Below are 13847 nucleotides of genomic sequence, written 5' to 3'. Positions count from 1 at the left end.
TGCGCGCTCCAGATTGGATGTGTCACCGCGAGCGTACCAAGGGATCCTTCTTGAGGCCTTCGAAGCCCCCTCGCTTTGCTCGGGGTGAGATGGGGATTACATCGCCGATATCCCGCCGTCGATCACGACCTCCGAGCCGGTCATGAAGCTCGATTCGTCCGACGCCAGGAACACCAGCGCCCAGCCCACCTCCTCCGGCCGGCCGAGACGGCCGATCGGTACCTGGCGGCCGAGCTTCTGCTGCATCACCTCGTTGCCGAAGCGGTCGCGGTAGCGGTCGAGGATCGGCGTGTCGATGAAGGTGGGATGCACGGAATTGCAGCGAATGTTGTAGCCCGACTTGGCACAGTGCAGCGCCACCGACTTGCTGAGCAGCCGAACACCTGCCTTCGCGGAGTTGTAGGCGGCCATGTTGGCGCCGGCGATAATGCCCGAGATCGACGAGATGTTGATCACCGAGCCGCCGAGGCGATGGGTGTGCTTCTTGATCTCGGCCACGCCATGCTTGCAGCCGAGAAACACGCCGTCGAGGTCGATCGCATGGACCTTGCGCCATTCCTCGAGCGTGATCTCCTCGACGGTCTTGCCGAGGCCGATGCCGGCGGAGTTCACCAGCACGTGGAGCGCGCCGAACTTGTCGACGGCATCGCGGATCGCCGCCTTCCAGTTGTCCTCGCTGGTGACGTCGAGCTTTACGAAGTGGCCGGATGAACCAAGCTTGTCGGCGACCGCCTTGCCGCGATCTACGGCGATGTCGGCGACGACCACATGGGCGCCCTCCTGCACCATCAGTATGGCGGCATTGGCGCCGAGCCCCGACGCGCCGCCGGTGATGAGCGCGACCTTGCCCCTGAGGCGATCCGTCATTGGCTGGTTCCTCCTGCCGAGCGGTCTTGCCAAAGGATCCGCCCGCCATCAAGGAGGGAACGTCTCACCACAGCAGCCAGACGAGGCTCGTTCCGCCGAGCGCAAGGACGGCGAGCGCGGTGAGCACGATGCCGATGCGGGCCGGCCGGAAGCTCTCGTCGTCGATAGTGCGGGCGACGTGAAGGTAGTGCCAGGTTCCGCCCAGCATGACGAGAAGACCAAGGCCGACCAGGCCGATACCCAACTGCTCGGCATGAGCGTTTGCCATAGCGTTTTCCGTGCGGCCGCCGGGCACGACCTTGCCGAATTCGACGAGGAACAGGCTGAAACGGTTGATGCCGACGCCGAAGGTCATGACCGCGATCGCGGTGCGGATCCAGGCCAGCATGGTCCGCTCGTTGGCGAGATGCTCGGACACGTGATGCAGCTTCTCTTGTTGCTGCTTCAGGCCCCGGATCTCGCTCTCCGCCACGGCACCCTCCGATCTTCCTCGTCAGAGGACAAGGGCTCGGCCCGCGCAAGGTCGCTTCCGTCGACATCGCGATGGCGGCCTATCGACCGCCGTCGCCGGTCCGCGCCTCGCGATGGGCGAGATAGCTCGTCGCCGCCACGATGATGCCGGCGCCGACGAACGTCCAGACGTCGACAGCCCCAGAAATAGCCGAGCGTTCCAAATCGAGCCGCACTCAGGAGCAGGGCGACCTGCAGCGGCGGCAGCGGCTGGGTGTGTTCCTTCACCGAGGGGTTGAGCAGCGTGTAGCACAGCCCCGAGAGCAGCGCGACGACGAAGCCGCGGGCGACGCGCGACGGGATCAGGCTGGACAGGGCATCGGGAGCCTCGGCGGCAACGGAGGCAGACATCGGCCATCGGGCTTGCCCACGTACGGCAAGCCCGTCAAGACTCCGCTTGTTTCAGGAGATTTCGATGGCTTCGAAGATCACGCCATTTCTCATGTTTCACGGCGAGGCGGAAGAAGCGATGACGTTCTATCTCTCGCTCTTTGCCAATTCGAAGATGATCGACATCAAGCGATATGGAGCGGAAGGGCCGGGCAGGGAAGGCACCGTGATGCGCGCCACCATCGCGCTGGCGGGCAGCGAGATCATGTGCATAGACAGCGCCGTGAAGCACCCCTTCACCTTCACCCCTGCGACCTCCCTGTTCGTTACCTGCGAGACCGAGGAGGAAATCACCCGGCTGGCGGCCGAGCTGGGCAAGGGCGGGAAGGTATTCATGCCGCTCGACGCCTATCCTTTCGCGACGAAGTTCACCTGGTTCACCGACCGCTTCGGCGTCTCCTGGCAGCTCAGCCTGAGCTGACGCCGCATGCTGGCGTCTGCTCGCCTCCGGTAACCCGGCAGGCCGTTCAACCTGCTCGAACCGCCCGCTATGGCTTGAACTCCGGGCTGGTGCGGACGGCTGCTTTTCGTTGCCACGGGAAGTTGCTAAAGTCGCATGAACGGCTCTCTGGCGCCGGTTATTCTGCTGGAAGGGACCATGACGAGGGGTGATGCAACTGCGACCGCCCGCTCGGACGGCATCCCGGCAATCCTTGGTTAAGTAATATTTCGTGCACCTGGTCCCGTATCTGGCGAGCGCATGCTCGTGCGCGAGTCGCAGAACCTCCGCGTCGAGAGCGTGACCCAAGTGGCTCCTTCTTTATTTTGACCAGAAGCGCTTTTGTCCTCGAGCGTACCGAGCGTTCGTACAACCTACTCAGGGAGATGATCATGTTGCGAAACTTGATGGTCACTGTCGGCGCAGCGCTCCTGTTAGGCGCCTGTCAGCAACCGCAGGCCGCGGGTACGCCGCAAGCTTCAACCTCGGCGGCATCGTGGGGCGTGAACCCGCTGCCCGATGCGCAATTCGTCGGCTTTGCCCAAACCGTCAACGACTTCGAGGTCCAATCGGGCCAACTCGCGCTTACCAAGTCGTCGAGCGAACTTGTCCGCAGCTACGCCACACGCGCCGTCAGCGAATACACAAACGACGGGCAATCGCTGAGCAGAAATCGCGCCCTGGCCGGCGTGACCTATGCGCCCGACGACAACGTGAAGTCGATCGCAGATAACGCAATGTCACGCCTGAACTCGCTCCAGGGTTCGGATTTCGACAAGGCCTTCGCCGAGGCGCAGGTTCGCGTGCAAACTGCGGCGGTCAATCAATTCGGCGCCTACTCGGGCAACTCCAATGCCAGCGGGCCGCTGCGCCGCTATGCGCAGGAGATGTTGCCCAAGTCGCAGTCGTTCCTCGAATATGCCAAGCGACTGGCCGGTGGCGTCTAGCCGGTTTCCTCGAAGTGGCCGTGCTTCGTGACTCCGGGCGCGTCGAACGACGACGCGCTTTCCGGTAATTCGAAATCGCGCCACACCCGAACTCGGGTTCGCCTCGCCTCCCGTCTGCTGAACATCCAGAGCGGAGAGGCGCCGCCTCGTGACGCCTTCGTCGCCGTATCTTACAAAGGGCGCTGGTTTTGGATCTCGGACCCAGACCACCGCTCGAGGACCATGTTCATCAGCGTGATGTTGCTGTTTTCCGTCTCGGACGTCGGCGTGCGTACGAAGCCGACGGTCGTTACTGTGCCCGTCAACTGAGGAGCGCGGCGCGGTGAGCTTGACGTTTGCCGTCTCGATCTTCTGGACGCGGCTCGGCACCGAGCAGACCTGAGCGGCTTGATCCATCCCGTGGAGAGCACGATGTCCCAACACGCAGGCCGTATCGACTTCTCGTTGATGGTCGGCGGGCCGCTTTACCAGATCTTCCTGCGCACGAGGCTTGCGCTCGCGCCACTTGGCCTGTTGCACCGCCGGACGACGGTGGTGGCGGGGATTGCCTGGCTGCCGGCAGCGCTGCTCGCCATGGCAAGCGGACACTTTCTGCCGAGCAGCGGCCATGTGTCGTTTCTCTACGATGTCGAGGGCCATATTCGGCTACTCGTGGTGCTTCCAGTACTGCTTGCCGCCGAGCTTCCCGTGCATGAACGGATGCGCGGTGTGCTCCAGCAGTTCGTCGATCGCCGATACATCCCGCCGGCGGAACGGCCGAAGTTCGATGCTGCGGTCGTATCCGCCTTGCGTCTGCGAAACTCACCCTTGCTCGAGATTGGCATCCTCCTGCTGGTTTACACGGCCGGGCACTGGCTGTGGCGTTCGGAGATCGCCTATGGACGCAGCACCTGGTATGCGACCTCCGACGGATCGACCTTCAGCCTGACCTTGCCCGGCTACTGGTATGCGTTTGTCAGCATCCCCCTGTTCCAGTTCATCGGCTTCCGCTGGTATGTGCGGCTTGTCATCTGGTTCCGTCTGCTGTGGCAGATTTCGCGGTTGCAGCTGCATTTGATCTCGACCCACCCCGACCGGTCCGCGGGTCTCGGCTTTGTCGGCAACAGCACCTATTGCTTCGGGCCTCTGCTGCTGGCCCACGGGGCCTTGCTGTCGGGATGGATCGCCGACCGCGTGTTTCACGACGGCAACAGCGCCCTCGATTTCCAGGTTCAGGCGACCGTCCTGATCACCTGCATCGTGACCGCCATCCTCGCACCGCTTTGCGTCTTTACGTCGCCGATATCGGCGGCCAAGCGGCGCGGTCGCCGTGAATACGGGCTGCTCGCCGCGCAGTACTCACAGGCTTTTGAGCGAAAGTGGATCCATGGCGAACGACCGCTCGACGAGCCGATGCTCGGCAGCCCCGACATGGGCTCCCTGGCCGACCTGGGCAGCAGCTACACCGTCGTGCAGCAAACGCGACTGGTGCCATTCGGCGTCAAGCACATCACCAATGTCGCCATCATCACTGCCGCCCCCCTGCTGCCGCTTGCCTTCACCATTCTGCCGCTTCGCAGTCTGATCGCGCAATCGCTCAAGATTCTGCTCTAAGAAGATCGAGTTTCAGCCCTCGAGCACGAAGCTCGTCCCAGGCGCACATCCTAGTCGAGGGTGACGCGATAGCGGGTGACGGCGAGCGTCGAGACGATCAGGAGCATTGCGGCAAGCGCAATCAGCTCGGGCGAGATATCGCCGAGGCCCGCGCCCTTCAGCATAACGCCGCGCACGATGCGCATGAAGTGCGTGGCCGGCAGCGCCTCGCCCAGCCATTGCGCCCAGATCGGCATGCCGCGGAACGGGAACATGAAGCCCGACAGCAGGATCGACGGCAGCATCATGAAGAACGAGGCCTGCATCGCCTGGAGCTGGTTCTGGGTCAGCGTCGATATGGTGAAGCCGACCGCGAGATTGACGGTGATGAAGAGCGCCGTCCCGGCGCCCAGCAGTGCGAGGCTGCCTTCGACCGCGACATCGAAGAGGAAGCGCGAGACCAGCAGGATCACCAGCACCTGGACGGCGCCGATGGCGATATAGGGTACGATCTTGCCGACCATCACTTCGATCGGCCGTACCGGCATCGCGAGCAGGTTTTCCATCGTGCCGCGCTCACGCTCGCGCGTGACGGCAAGCGCCGTCATCATCACCATGGTCATGGTAAGGATCACGGCGAGCAAGCCGGGCACGATGTTGAGTCGCGCCTTGCCTTCCGGGTTGTAGCGGCGCTGGATCACGAGGTCGAAGGCGTCCGGCCGGCCAGCGAGGGTGGCGAGCGGCCCGACCAGATCGCGGCCAAGCGCCTGCTCGACGGCGGGCCTCGCGGCGGCCAGCGGATTGGCCGCGGCCAGCGGATCGGTCGCGTCGGCATCGATCAGGATCTGGGCACGCTCGCCGCGCACCATCCGCCGCGTGAAATCGGACGGGATGGTTACGACGAACTGCACCTCGCCGTTCTGCAGCAGCTCGCCGGCCTCGGCTTCCGAGGCGGGATGCCGGGTGACACGCATGTAGCCCGTCGTCTGCAGCGCCGAGACAATGGTGCGGGTGATCGTCGTGTCGTCGGCCGAGACCACCGCAGTCGGCAGATTGTGCGGATCGGTGTCGATGGCGTAGCCGAACAGCAGGAGCTGCATGATCGGCACACCGAACATCATGGCGAAGGTCAGGCGGTCTCGCCTCAGCTGCTGCAGCTCCTTGAGGATGATCGCGATCAGCCGCGCCCACATGATCACGCTCCTTGGGGAGTGCGGGCTTGCCGACTGGTCATGATCATGATGCGGACCGGAAGCCCGCGCTCCGATGAGATGGTCATCGCTGGTCCTCCAGCGCATTGTCGCGCGCCTGGCCCATCAGGTGGATGAACACATCCTCCAGGGTGGGCTCCGCCTCCTGCCAGTCGAGATTCGCGTCATTGCGAAACGGTTCGACGGCACGCAGCAACGCCTCGCGGTCCGGACCGCAGACATGAAGCGCGGTGCCGAAGGCCGCCGCCGCGGTCACGCCGGGCGCATCCCTCAGCTGCGGCGCCAGGCGGTCGGCGCCGGCGCCGTGCGCAATGAAGGCGCTGAGGCCGGACTGACGGATGATTTCCACCGCCGTCCCGCGCGCCATCAGCGCGCCATAGGCGATGTAGGCGATCTCGTGACAGCGCTCCGCCTCGTCCATGTAGTGCGTGGAAACCAGGACCGTGATGCCCTCCGACGCATAGGCATGGATCTCGTCCCAGAAGGCGCGGCGGGCCTTGGGATCGACGCCCGCCGTCGGCTCGTCGAGCAGCAGAAGCTTGGGCTCGTGCAGCACACACGAGGCGAGCGCCAGCCGCTGCTTCCAGCCGCCCGACAGGGAGCCGGCGAGCTGTCCTTGCCGCGTGGCAAGCCCCAGCCGTTCGAGTGATTCGTCGACGCGCGCCGTCCGGCGATCGAGACCATAGACGCGTGCGACGAACTCCAGGTTCTCGCGGATGGTGAGATCCTCGTAGAGACCGAAGCGCTGGGTCATGTAGCCTGCCTGGCGCTTGATGGCGTCGCGTTCGCGCACGAGGTCGTGGCCGAGGCAGGTGCCGCCGCCGCCGTCGGGCGTCAGCAGCCCGCAGATCATGCGCAGGGTCGTGGTCTTGCCCGAACCGTTGGGCCCGAGGAATCCGCAGATGCGGCCGGCGCCGATTGCCAGGCTCACATGGTCGACCACGGTGCGCGTGCCATAGCGCTTCACGAGATCATGGACATCGATCGCGAGCGTCATGGCTATCGCCGCGGCAAGGGAGCGACGGTGACGGGCAGGCCGGGAAACAGCGGCATCTGTCCGGGATCCGGCCGCGCCTCGATCAGGAACACGAGCTTGGCCCGTGCGCTTTGCGAATAGATGACCGGCGGCGTGTATTCGGCGCGCGGCGAGACATAGATGATGTGCGCCTTGAGGTCCGGCGGGCAGCTATCGCAGGTGAAGCTCACCTGCTCATCCATCCGCGCACGCGCCACATCTTCCTGCGGGATATAGAAGCGCAGCTTGACGCGAAAGGCGGGGAGCAGGGAAACGACGGGCGTTCCCGCCGGCACCCATTCTCCGACGTTGAAGAAGGTGTTCTCGACCAGCGCGTCCTCGGGCGCGACCGGCATCTGGTCATCGAGCTTTTTGCGCGCCTGCTCGAGGTTGGCCTGGTTCTGGCCGACGGTAGCTGTGGCCGCGGCGATCTCGTCCGGGCGTGCGGCAAGTTCGTTCACCTGTTCCTGGGCCGACAGCGAGGCCACGCGCGCCTGCAACTGGCGCATCTGCGACTCGGCCTGATCGTAGGCCTGGCGCGCATTGATGCCCCGAGCGAGCAACTCGCTCTGGCGCTGGTAGTCGAGCTTGGCCTGAACCAAGGCCGCTTCGGCCTCGCGTCGCTGCGCGCGCGTGACCTCCTGCTCCGCTGGCCGCTTGCCGGTCAGCAGATTCTCGTAGCGAGACTTGGATTCCGCCAAGGCCGCTTCGGCGCGCACCACTTCCGCCCGCGCCAATACGGGATCGATCACGAACAGGCGATCACCCTTCTTCACGTGACCGCCGCGCTCCACCGGCCGCTCGACCAGTCGTCCGGCGACGGGCGGCGCGATCAGGCTGGTTTCGCCCTCGACATAGCCAAGATAGCGACCGCTGTCATTGCCGAAGCCCAGCACAGCCGACAGGGGTGCGCCCCACCAGAGCAACACCATCAGGAGGCCGATCGCGGCCGCGCCGAAGGCGAGGAGACGCGGGCGCTTCATGACGGCCTCAGCGCATGCATCATGAGATCGGCATGGTGCCGGGCAAGAGCGCGCGTATCGAGTTTCTCGCCGCCGATCGGCTCGAACACGGTCTTCCATACGCCCGCGAGCAGCATCGGGCCGACGAGGGAGCGCACGGTCAGGCCAGGATCGACCTTGCGGAACTCGCCTTGCGCGATGCCGCGCTTGATCAGCGACTCGAAGAGCGGCAGGCCCCGACCAATGACTTCGGTCAGATAGAACCGGCCGATCTCGGGAAAGGCGCGCGACTCGGCGATGACCAGCTTGGCGATCGAGGCGAGCGGGGTGTCCTCGATGCGGCTCGCCATGAATTCCAGGAGTCGCGGCAGCATCTCGGCGACAGGGCCACGGTGAGCCGCCAACAGACCTTCGACCGTGCCGAAGTTGCTGATCACGGTCTGGCGGATGACACCCTGGAAGAGGGTCATCTTGTCGTGGAAGTAGAGATAGATGGCAGCCTTGCTGAGGCCCGCCCGCTGGGCGACGTCGTCGAGGCGGGTCGCCGCGAATCCCTTTTCGACGAACAGCGCCAGCGCGGCCTCGAGGATCTCCTTGGGCCGTTCGGTGGGAGCGCGGCGCTGCTTAATCATTCGCATATAACTAACTTACCAGTCAGTTATAAACGCCGCAACGGTCCGTTTGGTTACACCAACGACGGAGGCCGCCAAGAGGCGGCCTCCGTATTGATTTCATTGAGAAAACTCAGTTGTACTTGGCGATCTCGAGCCGGCCGACTTGGTCGCGATGGATGGGTTCTGAAGGCGGCCTGGGCGATGGACAGGCTCGGCAACAGGGAGGCCCGCCAGCATCCACGCCCGTGCGCACGGTGCGCCCGGGCGACGGCCCCGACGACGCAGAAGCCGTGCCATGTCGATCTCTCTACGGCCCCCTTTTCACTGTCACGCCCGTCCTTTCGTCACCTGCGACAGCGACCAGGAGATAGCGCGATTGGCGGCCGAACTTGGCAAGGGCGGAAAGATGTTCATGCCGCGTGGCGCCGATCCCTTCGCCACGAGATTCACCTCGCTCACCGACCTGAGAACGCAGCCTCGCTTGGTCGAGCGTAATGCGGTAGCGGCTGACGCGAAGACGATCAGAAGCATCGTGGCGAGCGCCGCTCGGGTGAGACGGCGGCGCTGTGGCTTGACGTGCGGTTCATGGAGTCCGCTCCATTGATATCGGTTGTGGCCGGGTATAGCGTCGGCGAAGAAGTGGGAGGAGCATGATGAGACTGGCCTCGTCGGTTCTCGGCATTCTCGCGCTTACCGCTTTCGTGATCCCCGGGCAGTCGTTGGCACAGAGCGTTGCGGGCCGCACCGCTCGGACTGTCGTCACATTCGACAACGTGGGCGATGTGCCGGGGGTACCGGAGGGCATCACCACGGACGGCAAAGCAGGGCTCTACGTCTCGCTCTTCGTCCTCGATCAGATCTGGCATGTCAATCCGGCCACCGGCGAGAAAAAGAAGGTCGCGGACGTGCCGGGCGGCGACCTCAAGGGCGACCTCATCGGGATCGAGCGGGACCCCACCGACGGCACCATCCTGGCCGCCTTCAAGCGGGCGACGAAGGTGGACCTGTTCACGGCCGATCATCCTGACTGTCGCGACGCCACCGACACGACAACCGGTATCTACCGGGTCAACCCGCAGACTGGGGCGGTGAGCCCCTTCGTGACGCGTGGAACCGGCGTCCCGATCTGCTTTCCCGACGACATCGCGATCGACTCGAGCGGCAACGTGTATGTCTCCGACCTCGAGCTCGGGTTGATCTGGAAGTTCGATCGCGCCGGCCACGGAGGCGTTTGGTCGGACGATCCGCTGCTCGGCTGGACCGAGCAGAGCGGCACGTGGAACGCGAAGAACGGCACGGTGCTCGGTTACATCGGTATCAACACTGTGGCTCTGAGCCCCGATGGCCACTACCTCTACGCCGGAACTGATGGCGGCCCCGGCGGTTCCACGGGGAGCGGGCTGCTGGTGCGCATCCCGATCCAGGCCGACGGCTCGGCGGGCAAGGCGGATCTCTTCGCCGCAGGACTCGGAGCCAACGACGGTCTCGAGGTGGGTCCCGACGGGACGGTCTACTTCGGCGATACCTACAACAGCGACGTCTGGGCCTTCTCGCCCGACGGGTCCCGCCGTCAGCTGATTGCCTCGCGGGATCAGTTCGGCGATCCCTTGGACAATGCCACCAGCCTCGCCTTCCTCAACGGCTGCCTCTACGAGACGCAGCTTGGCTTCTTCAAACTCCAGCTGGGCAAGGCGAAGGAGACGTTGCGCAACGTGGTGGAGATCTGCAAGTTCGGCAACCCGGCGGCCAACGGCACGTATACGCCGCGTCCGGTTCTGGAGGCGGCGCCCAAGACGCCGCGTTCGCCGGCAGCGCGAGCGACCTACCCGCTGTTCTCGACGGCCGGCCGCGGCCGACCGTGACCAGTCGGGCGAGGCCAGGTGCCAGATCCTGTGATGCGGTCGAGTGCACCCCAAAAATGAGACACGGGGTGTGGTGAGAAAATGGCCTGAATTGCCGATGCCATGGGCATCGAAGGCTTCTCACCCGCGTGAGAAGCCCTGACCAGATAGGGTTGTCCAAAAGCCTCGCGCGAAGGATCAGTTGTACTTGGCGATCTCCAGCCGGCCGACCTGGTCGCGATGGACCTCGTCCGGACCGTCGGCCAGGCGCAGCGTGCGCTGGTGGGCGTACATGCTGGCGAGCTTGAAGACCTGGCTGACACCTCCCGCGCCATGGAGCTGCAGGCAGCGATCGACCACCTTCGAGGTGATGTTGGGTACCGCCACCTTGATCATCGCGATCTGCTGGCGGGCCTCCTTGTTGCCGAACTTGTCCATCGCCCAGGCCGCCTTCAGCACCAGCAGGCGCGCCATGTCGATCTCCATGCGCATGTCCGCGACATGCGCCTTGGTGACGCCCATCTCGGAGATGCGCTGGCCGAACGCGACACGGCTCTTGGCGCGCTTGATCGCCATCTCGAGCGCGCGCTCGGCGACGCCGATTGCACGCATGCAGTGATGGATGCGGCCGGGGCCGAGGCGGCCCTGCGCGATCTCGAAGCCGCGACCCTCGCCCAGCAGGATGTTCGCCTTCGGAACCCGCACATTGTCGTAGATCACCTCGGCATGGCCGTGAGGGGCGTCGTCATAGCCGAAGACGTGCAGCATCTTCACGACCTTGATGCCCGGCGCGTCGCGCGGCACGACGATCATCGACTGCTGGCGGTAGGCCGGCGCGCCGGGATCGCTCTTGCCCATCAGGATGATTACCTTGCAGCGCGGATCGCCCATGCCGGACGACCACCACTTGCGGCCGTTGATGACATAGTTGTCGCCGTCGCTCTCGATACGGCATTCGACATTGCGCGCGTCCGACGACGCCACCGCCGGCTCGGTCATGGCGAAACAGGAGCGGATCTCGCCGTTGAGCAGCGGCTTCAGCCACTTGTCCTGCAGTTCCTTGGAGGCGTAGCGCGCGAAAACTTCCATGTTGCCGGTGTCGGGCGCGGAGCAGTTGGTCGCCTCCGAGGCGAGCGAGGAACGGCCCAGCACCTCGCAGATCGGTGCGTATTCGAGATTGGACAGGCCCATCGTGCCGTGTGTGTCGCCGGTCTTGCGATCGGCCGGCAGAAACATGTTCCAGAGGCCGCGCTTCTTGGCCTCGGTCTTGCACTCCTCCATCACCTTCGGCAGTTGCCAGCGATCCTTGCTCTTCTCCATCTGCTCCTCATAGACGGGCTCGGCCGGGTAGATGACCTCGTCCATGAACTTGTTGAGCTTCTCGACAAGCGCCTTGGTGCGGTCGGAGTATTCGAAATCCATCCTTGTCTCCCTTCGTGCTGGCCGACTCTGGCTGAAATCCCGCGCGATGTGAACGCCCATTCAGGCCGCAGCGCGGGTTTCGGCTTGCGGTCGCGCCGCTCAGGGCAGGGGCAATGCCGCGGCCCGACTTTTCTTGCCGAATCGCGGCCGGCCTGCCTACATCTTGGCAAAAGCCGGAGGAAACGTTGGACAGCTTTATGCAGGCACCGTTCAAGCCGATCGACTTCCTGAGTCGCGACGTGCGCCTCGACCGGCGGTCGGACGGTACGTCGATCCTGCAGTCCAATCACAAGCTGAAATCCTATGAACGCCATGTGCCGGCGTTCCTGGCGAAATGGGCGGCGGAAGCGCCGGAGCGGGTCTGGCTGGCGCAGCGACGCGGTCCCTCGCGCGACTGGACGAAGGTTACCTATGGCGAGGCGAGGCAACAGGTCGATGCCGTCACCCAGGCGCTGCTCGATCGCGGCTTCGGGCCCGACAGGCCGGTCATGATCCTGTCCTCGAACTCGATCGAGTTCGCGCTGCTCGCCATGGCCGCCATGCAGGCGCGCGCCCCGGTGGCCCCGGTGTCGCCGGCCTATTCGGTGATGAGCCAGGATCACGCCAAGCTCCGCCATGTCTTCGACCTGATCCGACCGGGCCTGGTGTTCATGCAGAACGGCGAGATCTATGCCGGGGCGCTGGCCGCTCTCGACCTGGAGGGCGTGTTGCTGGTCCATGTCGAAAAGGCGCCGCCGAAAATGCAATCGCTGCCGTGGAGCGAGCTGGTCGCGACCCGGCCGACCGACGCCGTCGGTCGCTCGGTCGCCGCCATCGAGCCCGGGACCATCGGCAAGTTCCTGTTCACGTCGGGCAGCACCGGTATGCCCAAGGCGGTCATCAATACCCAGGAAATGATGTGCGCCAACATTGCCATGGGCCAGATGGCGCGTGTGCGCAAAGCGGACGACCCCGTGCCGGTCGCGCTCGACTGGCTGCCCTGGAATCACACGATGGGCGGCAACGCCACGTTCCAGGGAAATCTCGCGGAGGGTGGCACGACCTGGATCGATGACGGCAAGCCGTTGCCCGGTCTTTTCGACGAGACGTTGCGCAATCTGCGGGAGATCTCGCCCACCTCCTTCGCGAACGTGCCGGCGGGCTATGCCATGCTGGCCACTGCGCTCGAGAGGGACGATTCGCTGGCGAAGAAGTTCTTCAAGAATCTGAGCGCGCTCGCCTATGGCGGTGCCACGCTGCCCCACGACCTCTACGAGCGCATGGAGGCGCTGGCGGTGAAGCACACCGGCTATCGGCTGCCCTTCATCACCGGCTGGGGCGCCACCGAAACGGCGCCGACGGCGACGTCCGTGCACTGGGCTTCCGAACGCGTGGGCCTGATCGGCCTGCCCTATCCCGGTGTCCGGCTCAAGCTCGTCCCGACCGGCGAGGAGGGACGCTACGAAGTCCGTCTGAAGAGCGTGATCGTGACTCCCGGCTACTACAAGCAACCCGATCTCACGGCAGCGGCGTTCGACGAGGAGGGATTCTACAGGATTGGCGATGCCGCCCGCTTCGTCGATCCCGACGATCCCAACGAGGGCTTGATCTTTGACGGCCGCGTGGTCGAGGACTTCAAACTCACAAGCGGCACCTTCGTGCTGGTCGGCACGCTGCGCAGCAATGCGATCGCGGCCGCCTCGCCGGTGCTGCAGGATGCCGTCGTCTGCGCGCCGGACCGCGATTATGTCGGCCTGCTGGGTTTCCCCAACCTCGTCGCCTGCCGGCTTATTGTCGGCGATAGCGAGGTCCGCCTCTCGACTGCCGAGCTCCTGGAGCATCCGGCCGTGGTCGAGACCCTGAAGAGCGGACTCGCACGCATGAATGCGGAAAGCCGCGGCTCCTCGATGCGGATCAAACGCGTGATCCTGATGGAGGAACCGCCATCAGTGGACGGCCACGAGATCACCGACAAGGGCTACATCAACCAGCGCGCCACCCTCGAACGTCGCAAGGCCCTTGTCGAGCGGCTCTACAAGGGCGGCGCCGACGTGATCGAGATCAACTGAGGAGACAGC

The 13847-nt window shown here is 64.7% G+C and carries 13 protein-coding genes; 5 read left to right on the top strand and 8 right to left on the bottom strand.

The features are described 5' to 3' along the window. Nucleotides 1–96: 96 nt before the first annotated feature. The 3 genes from VH499_RS18865 to VH499_RS18855 form a co-directional block, all read right to left on the bottom strand. Entirely contained in the window at nucleotides 97–867 is a 771-nt protein-coding gene (locus tag VH499_RS18865; RefSeq protein ID WP_332054294.1) for an SDR family oxidoreductase, read from the bottom strand. Between the two features lie 64 nt (nucleotides 868–931). Further along, nucleotides 932–1339, bottom strand: a complete 408-nt coding sequence (locus VH499_RS18860; protein WP_332054293.1) for a YidH family protein — start codon at nucleotides 1337–1339, stop codon at nucleotides 932–934. A 79-nt stretch (nucleotides 1340–1418) separates the two neighbouring features. Continuing rightward, on the bottom strand, nucleotides 1419–1553 hold the full coding sequence (locus VH499_RS18855; RefSeq protein WP_332054292.1) for a hypothetical protein: 135 nt from the start codon (nucleotides 1551–1553) through the stop codon (nucleotides 1419–1421). 239 nt (nucleotides 1554–1792) lie between these two features. On the opposite strand from VH499_RS18855, the gene VH499_RS18850 reads away from it, so the two are divergent. From VH499_RS18850 to VH499_RS18840, 3 genes are all read left to right on the top strand, one after another. Beyond that, complete coding sequence (locus VH499_RS18850; protein WP_332054291.1) at nucleotides 1793–2188, top strand: VOC family protein; 396 nt, start codon at nucleotides 1793–1795, stop codon at nucleotides 2186–2188. Between the two features lie 425 nt (nucleotides 2189–2613). After that, a complete protein-coding gene (locus VH499_RS18845; RefSeq protein ID WP_332054290.1) occupies nucleotides 2614–3153 on the top strand; it encodes a DUF4142 domain-containing protein in 540 nt (179 codons plus the stop codon). A 411-nt stretch (nucleotides 3154–3564) separates the two neighbouring features. Next, nucleotides 3565–4746, top strand: coding sequence for a hypothetical protein (locus VH499_RS18840; RefSeq protein ID WP_332054289.1), 1182 nt, complete (start codon nucleotides 3565–3567; stop codon nucleotides 4744–4746). 50 nt (nucleotides 4747–4796) lie between these two features. Here VH499_RS18840 and VH499_RS18835 read toward each other — a convergent pair whose 3' ends face one another. From VH499_RS18835 to VH499_RS18820, 4 genes are all read right to left on the bottom strand, one after another. Beyond that, nucleotides 4797–5918, bottom strand: a complete 1122-nt coding sequence (locus VH499_RS18835; RefSeq protein WP_332054288.1) for an ABC transporter permease — start codon at nucleotides 5916–5918, stop codon at nucleotides 4797–4799. An 82-nt stretch (nucleotides 5919–6000) separates the two neighbouring features. Then, nucleotides 6001–6933 (bottom strand): ABC transporter ATP-binding protein, encoded by a 933-nt coding sequence (locus VH499_RS18830; protein WP_332054287.1) that lies wholly within the window; start codon nucleotides 6931–6933, stop codon nucleotides 6001–6003. A 2-nt stretch (nucleotides 6934–6935) separates the two neighbouring features. Beyond that, nucleotides 6936–7934, bottom strand: coding sequence for an HlyD family secretion protein (locus VH499_RS18825; RefSeq protein ID WP_332054286.1), 999 nt, complete (start codon nucleotides 7932–7934; stop codon nucleotides 6936–6938). Next, entirely contained in the window at nucleotides 7931–8545 is a 615-nt protein-coding gene (locus VH499_RS18820; RefSeq protein WP_332054285.1) for a TetR/AcrR family transcriptional regulator, read from the bottom strand. Before VH499_RS18820 ends, VH499_RS18825 begins: the two co-directional genes overlap by 4 nt. Nucleotides 8546–9177: 632 nt before the next feature. Between VH499_RS18820 and VH499_RS18815 the strand changes: the two genes are divergently transcribed. Then, entirely contained in the window at nucleotides 9178–10389 is a 1212-nt protein-coding gene (locus VH499_RS18815; protein WP_332054284.1) for a hypothetical protein, read from the top strand. A gap of 177 nt (nucleotides 10390–10566) precedes the next feature. Here VH499_RS18815 and VH499_RS18810 read toward each other — a convergent pair whose 3' ends face one another. After that, nucleotides 10567–11790: an acyl-CoA dehydrogenase family protein gene (locus VH499_RS18810; RefSeq protein ID WP_332054283.1), complete on the bottom strand. Its 1224-nt coding sequence runs from the start codon at nucleotides 11788–11790 to the stop codon at nucleotides 10567–10569. A 197-nt stretch (nucleotides 11791–11987) separates the two neighbouring features. Here VH499_RS18810 and VH499_RS18805 point away from each other — a divergent pair, with 197 nt between their 5' ends. Beyond that, nucleotides 11988–13838 (top strand): AMP-binding protein, encoded by a 1851-nt coding sequence (locus tag VH499_RS18805; RefSeq protein WP_332054316.1) that lies wholly within the window; start codon nucleotides 11988–11990, stop codon nucleotides 13836–13838. Nucleotides 13839–13847: the final 9 nt, after the last annotated feature.

The organism is Reyranella sp., assembly GCF_036558665.1.
Classification (GTDB): domain Bacteria; phylum Pseudomonadota; class Alphaproteobacteria; order Reyranellales; family Reyranellaceae; genus Reyranella.
Note: the sequence above shows the minus strand (reverse complement) of the source record. Positions and strands in the feature narration are given on the sequence as shown.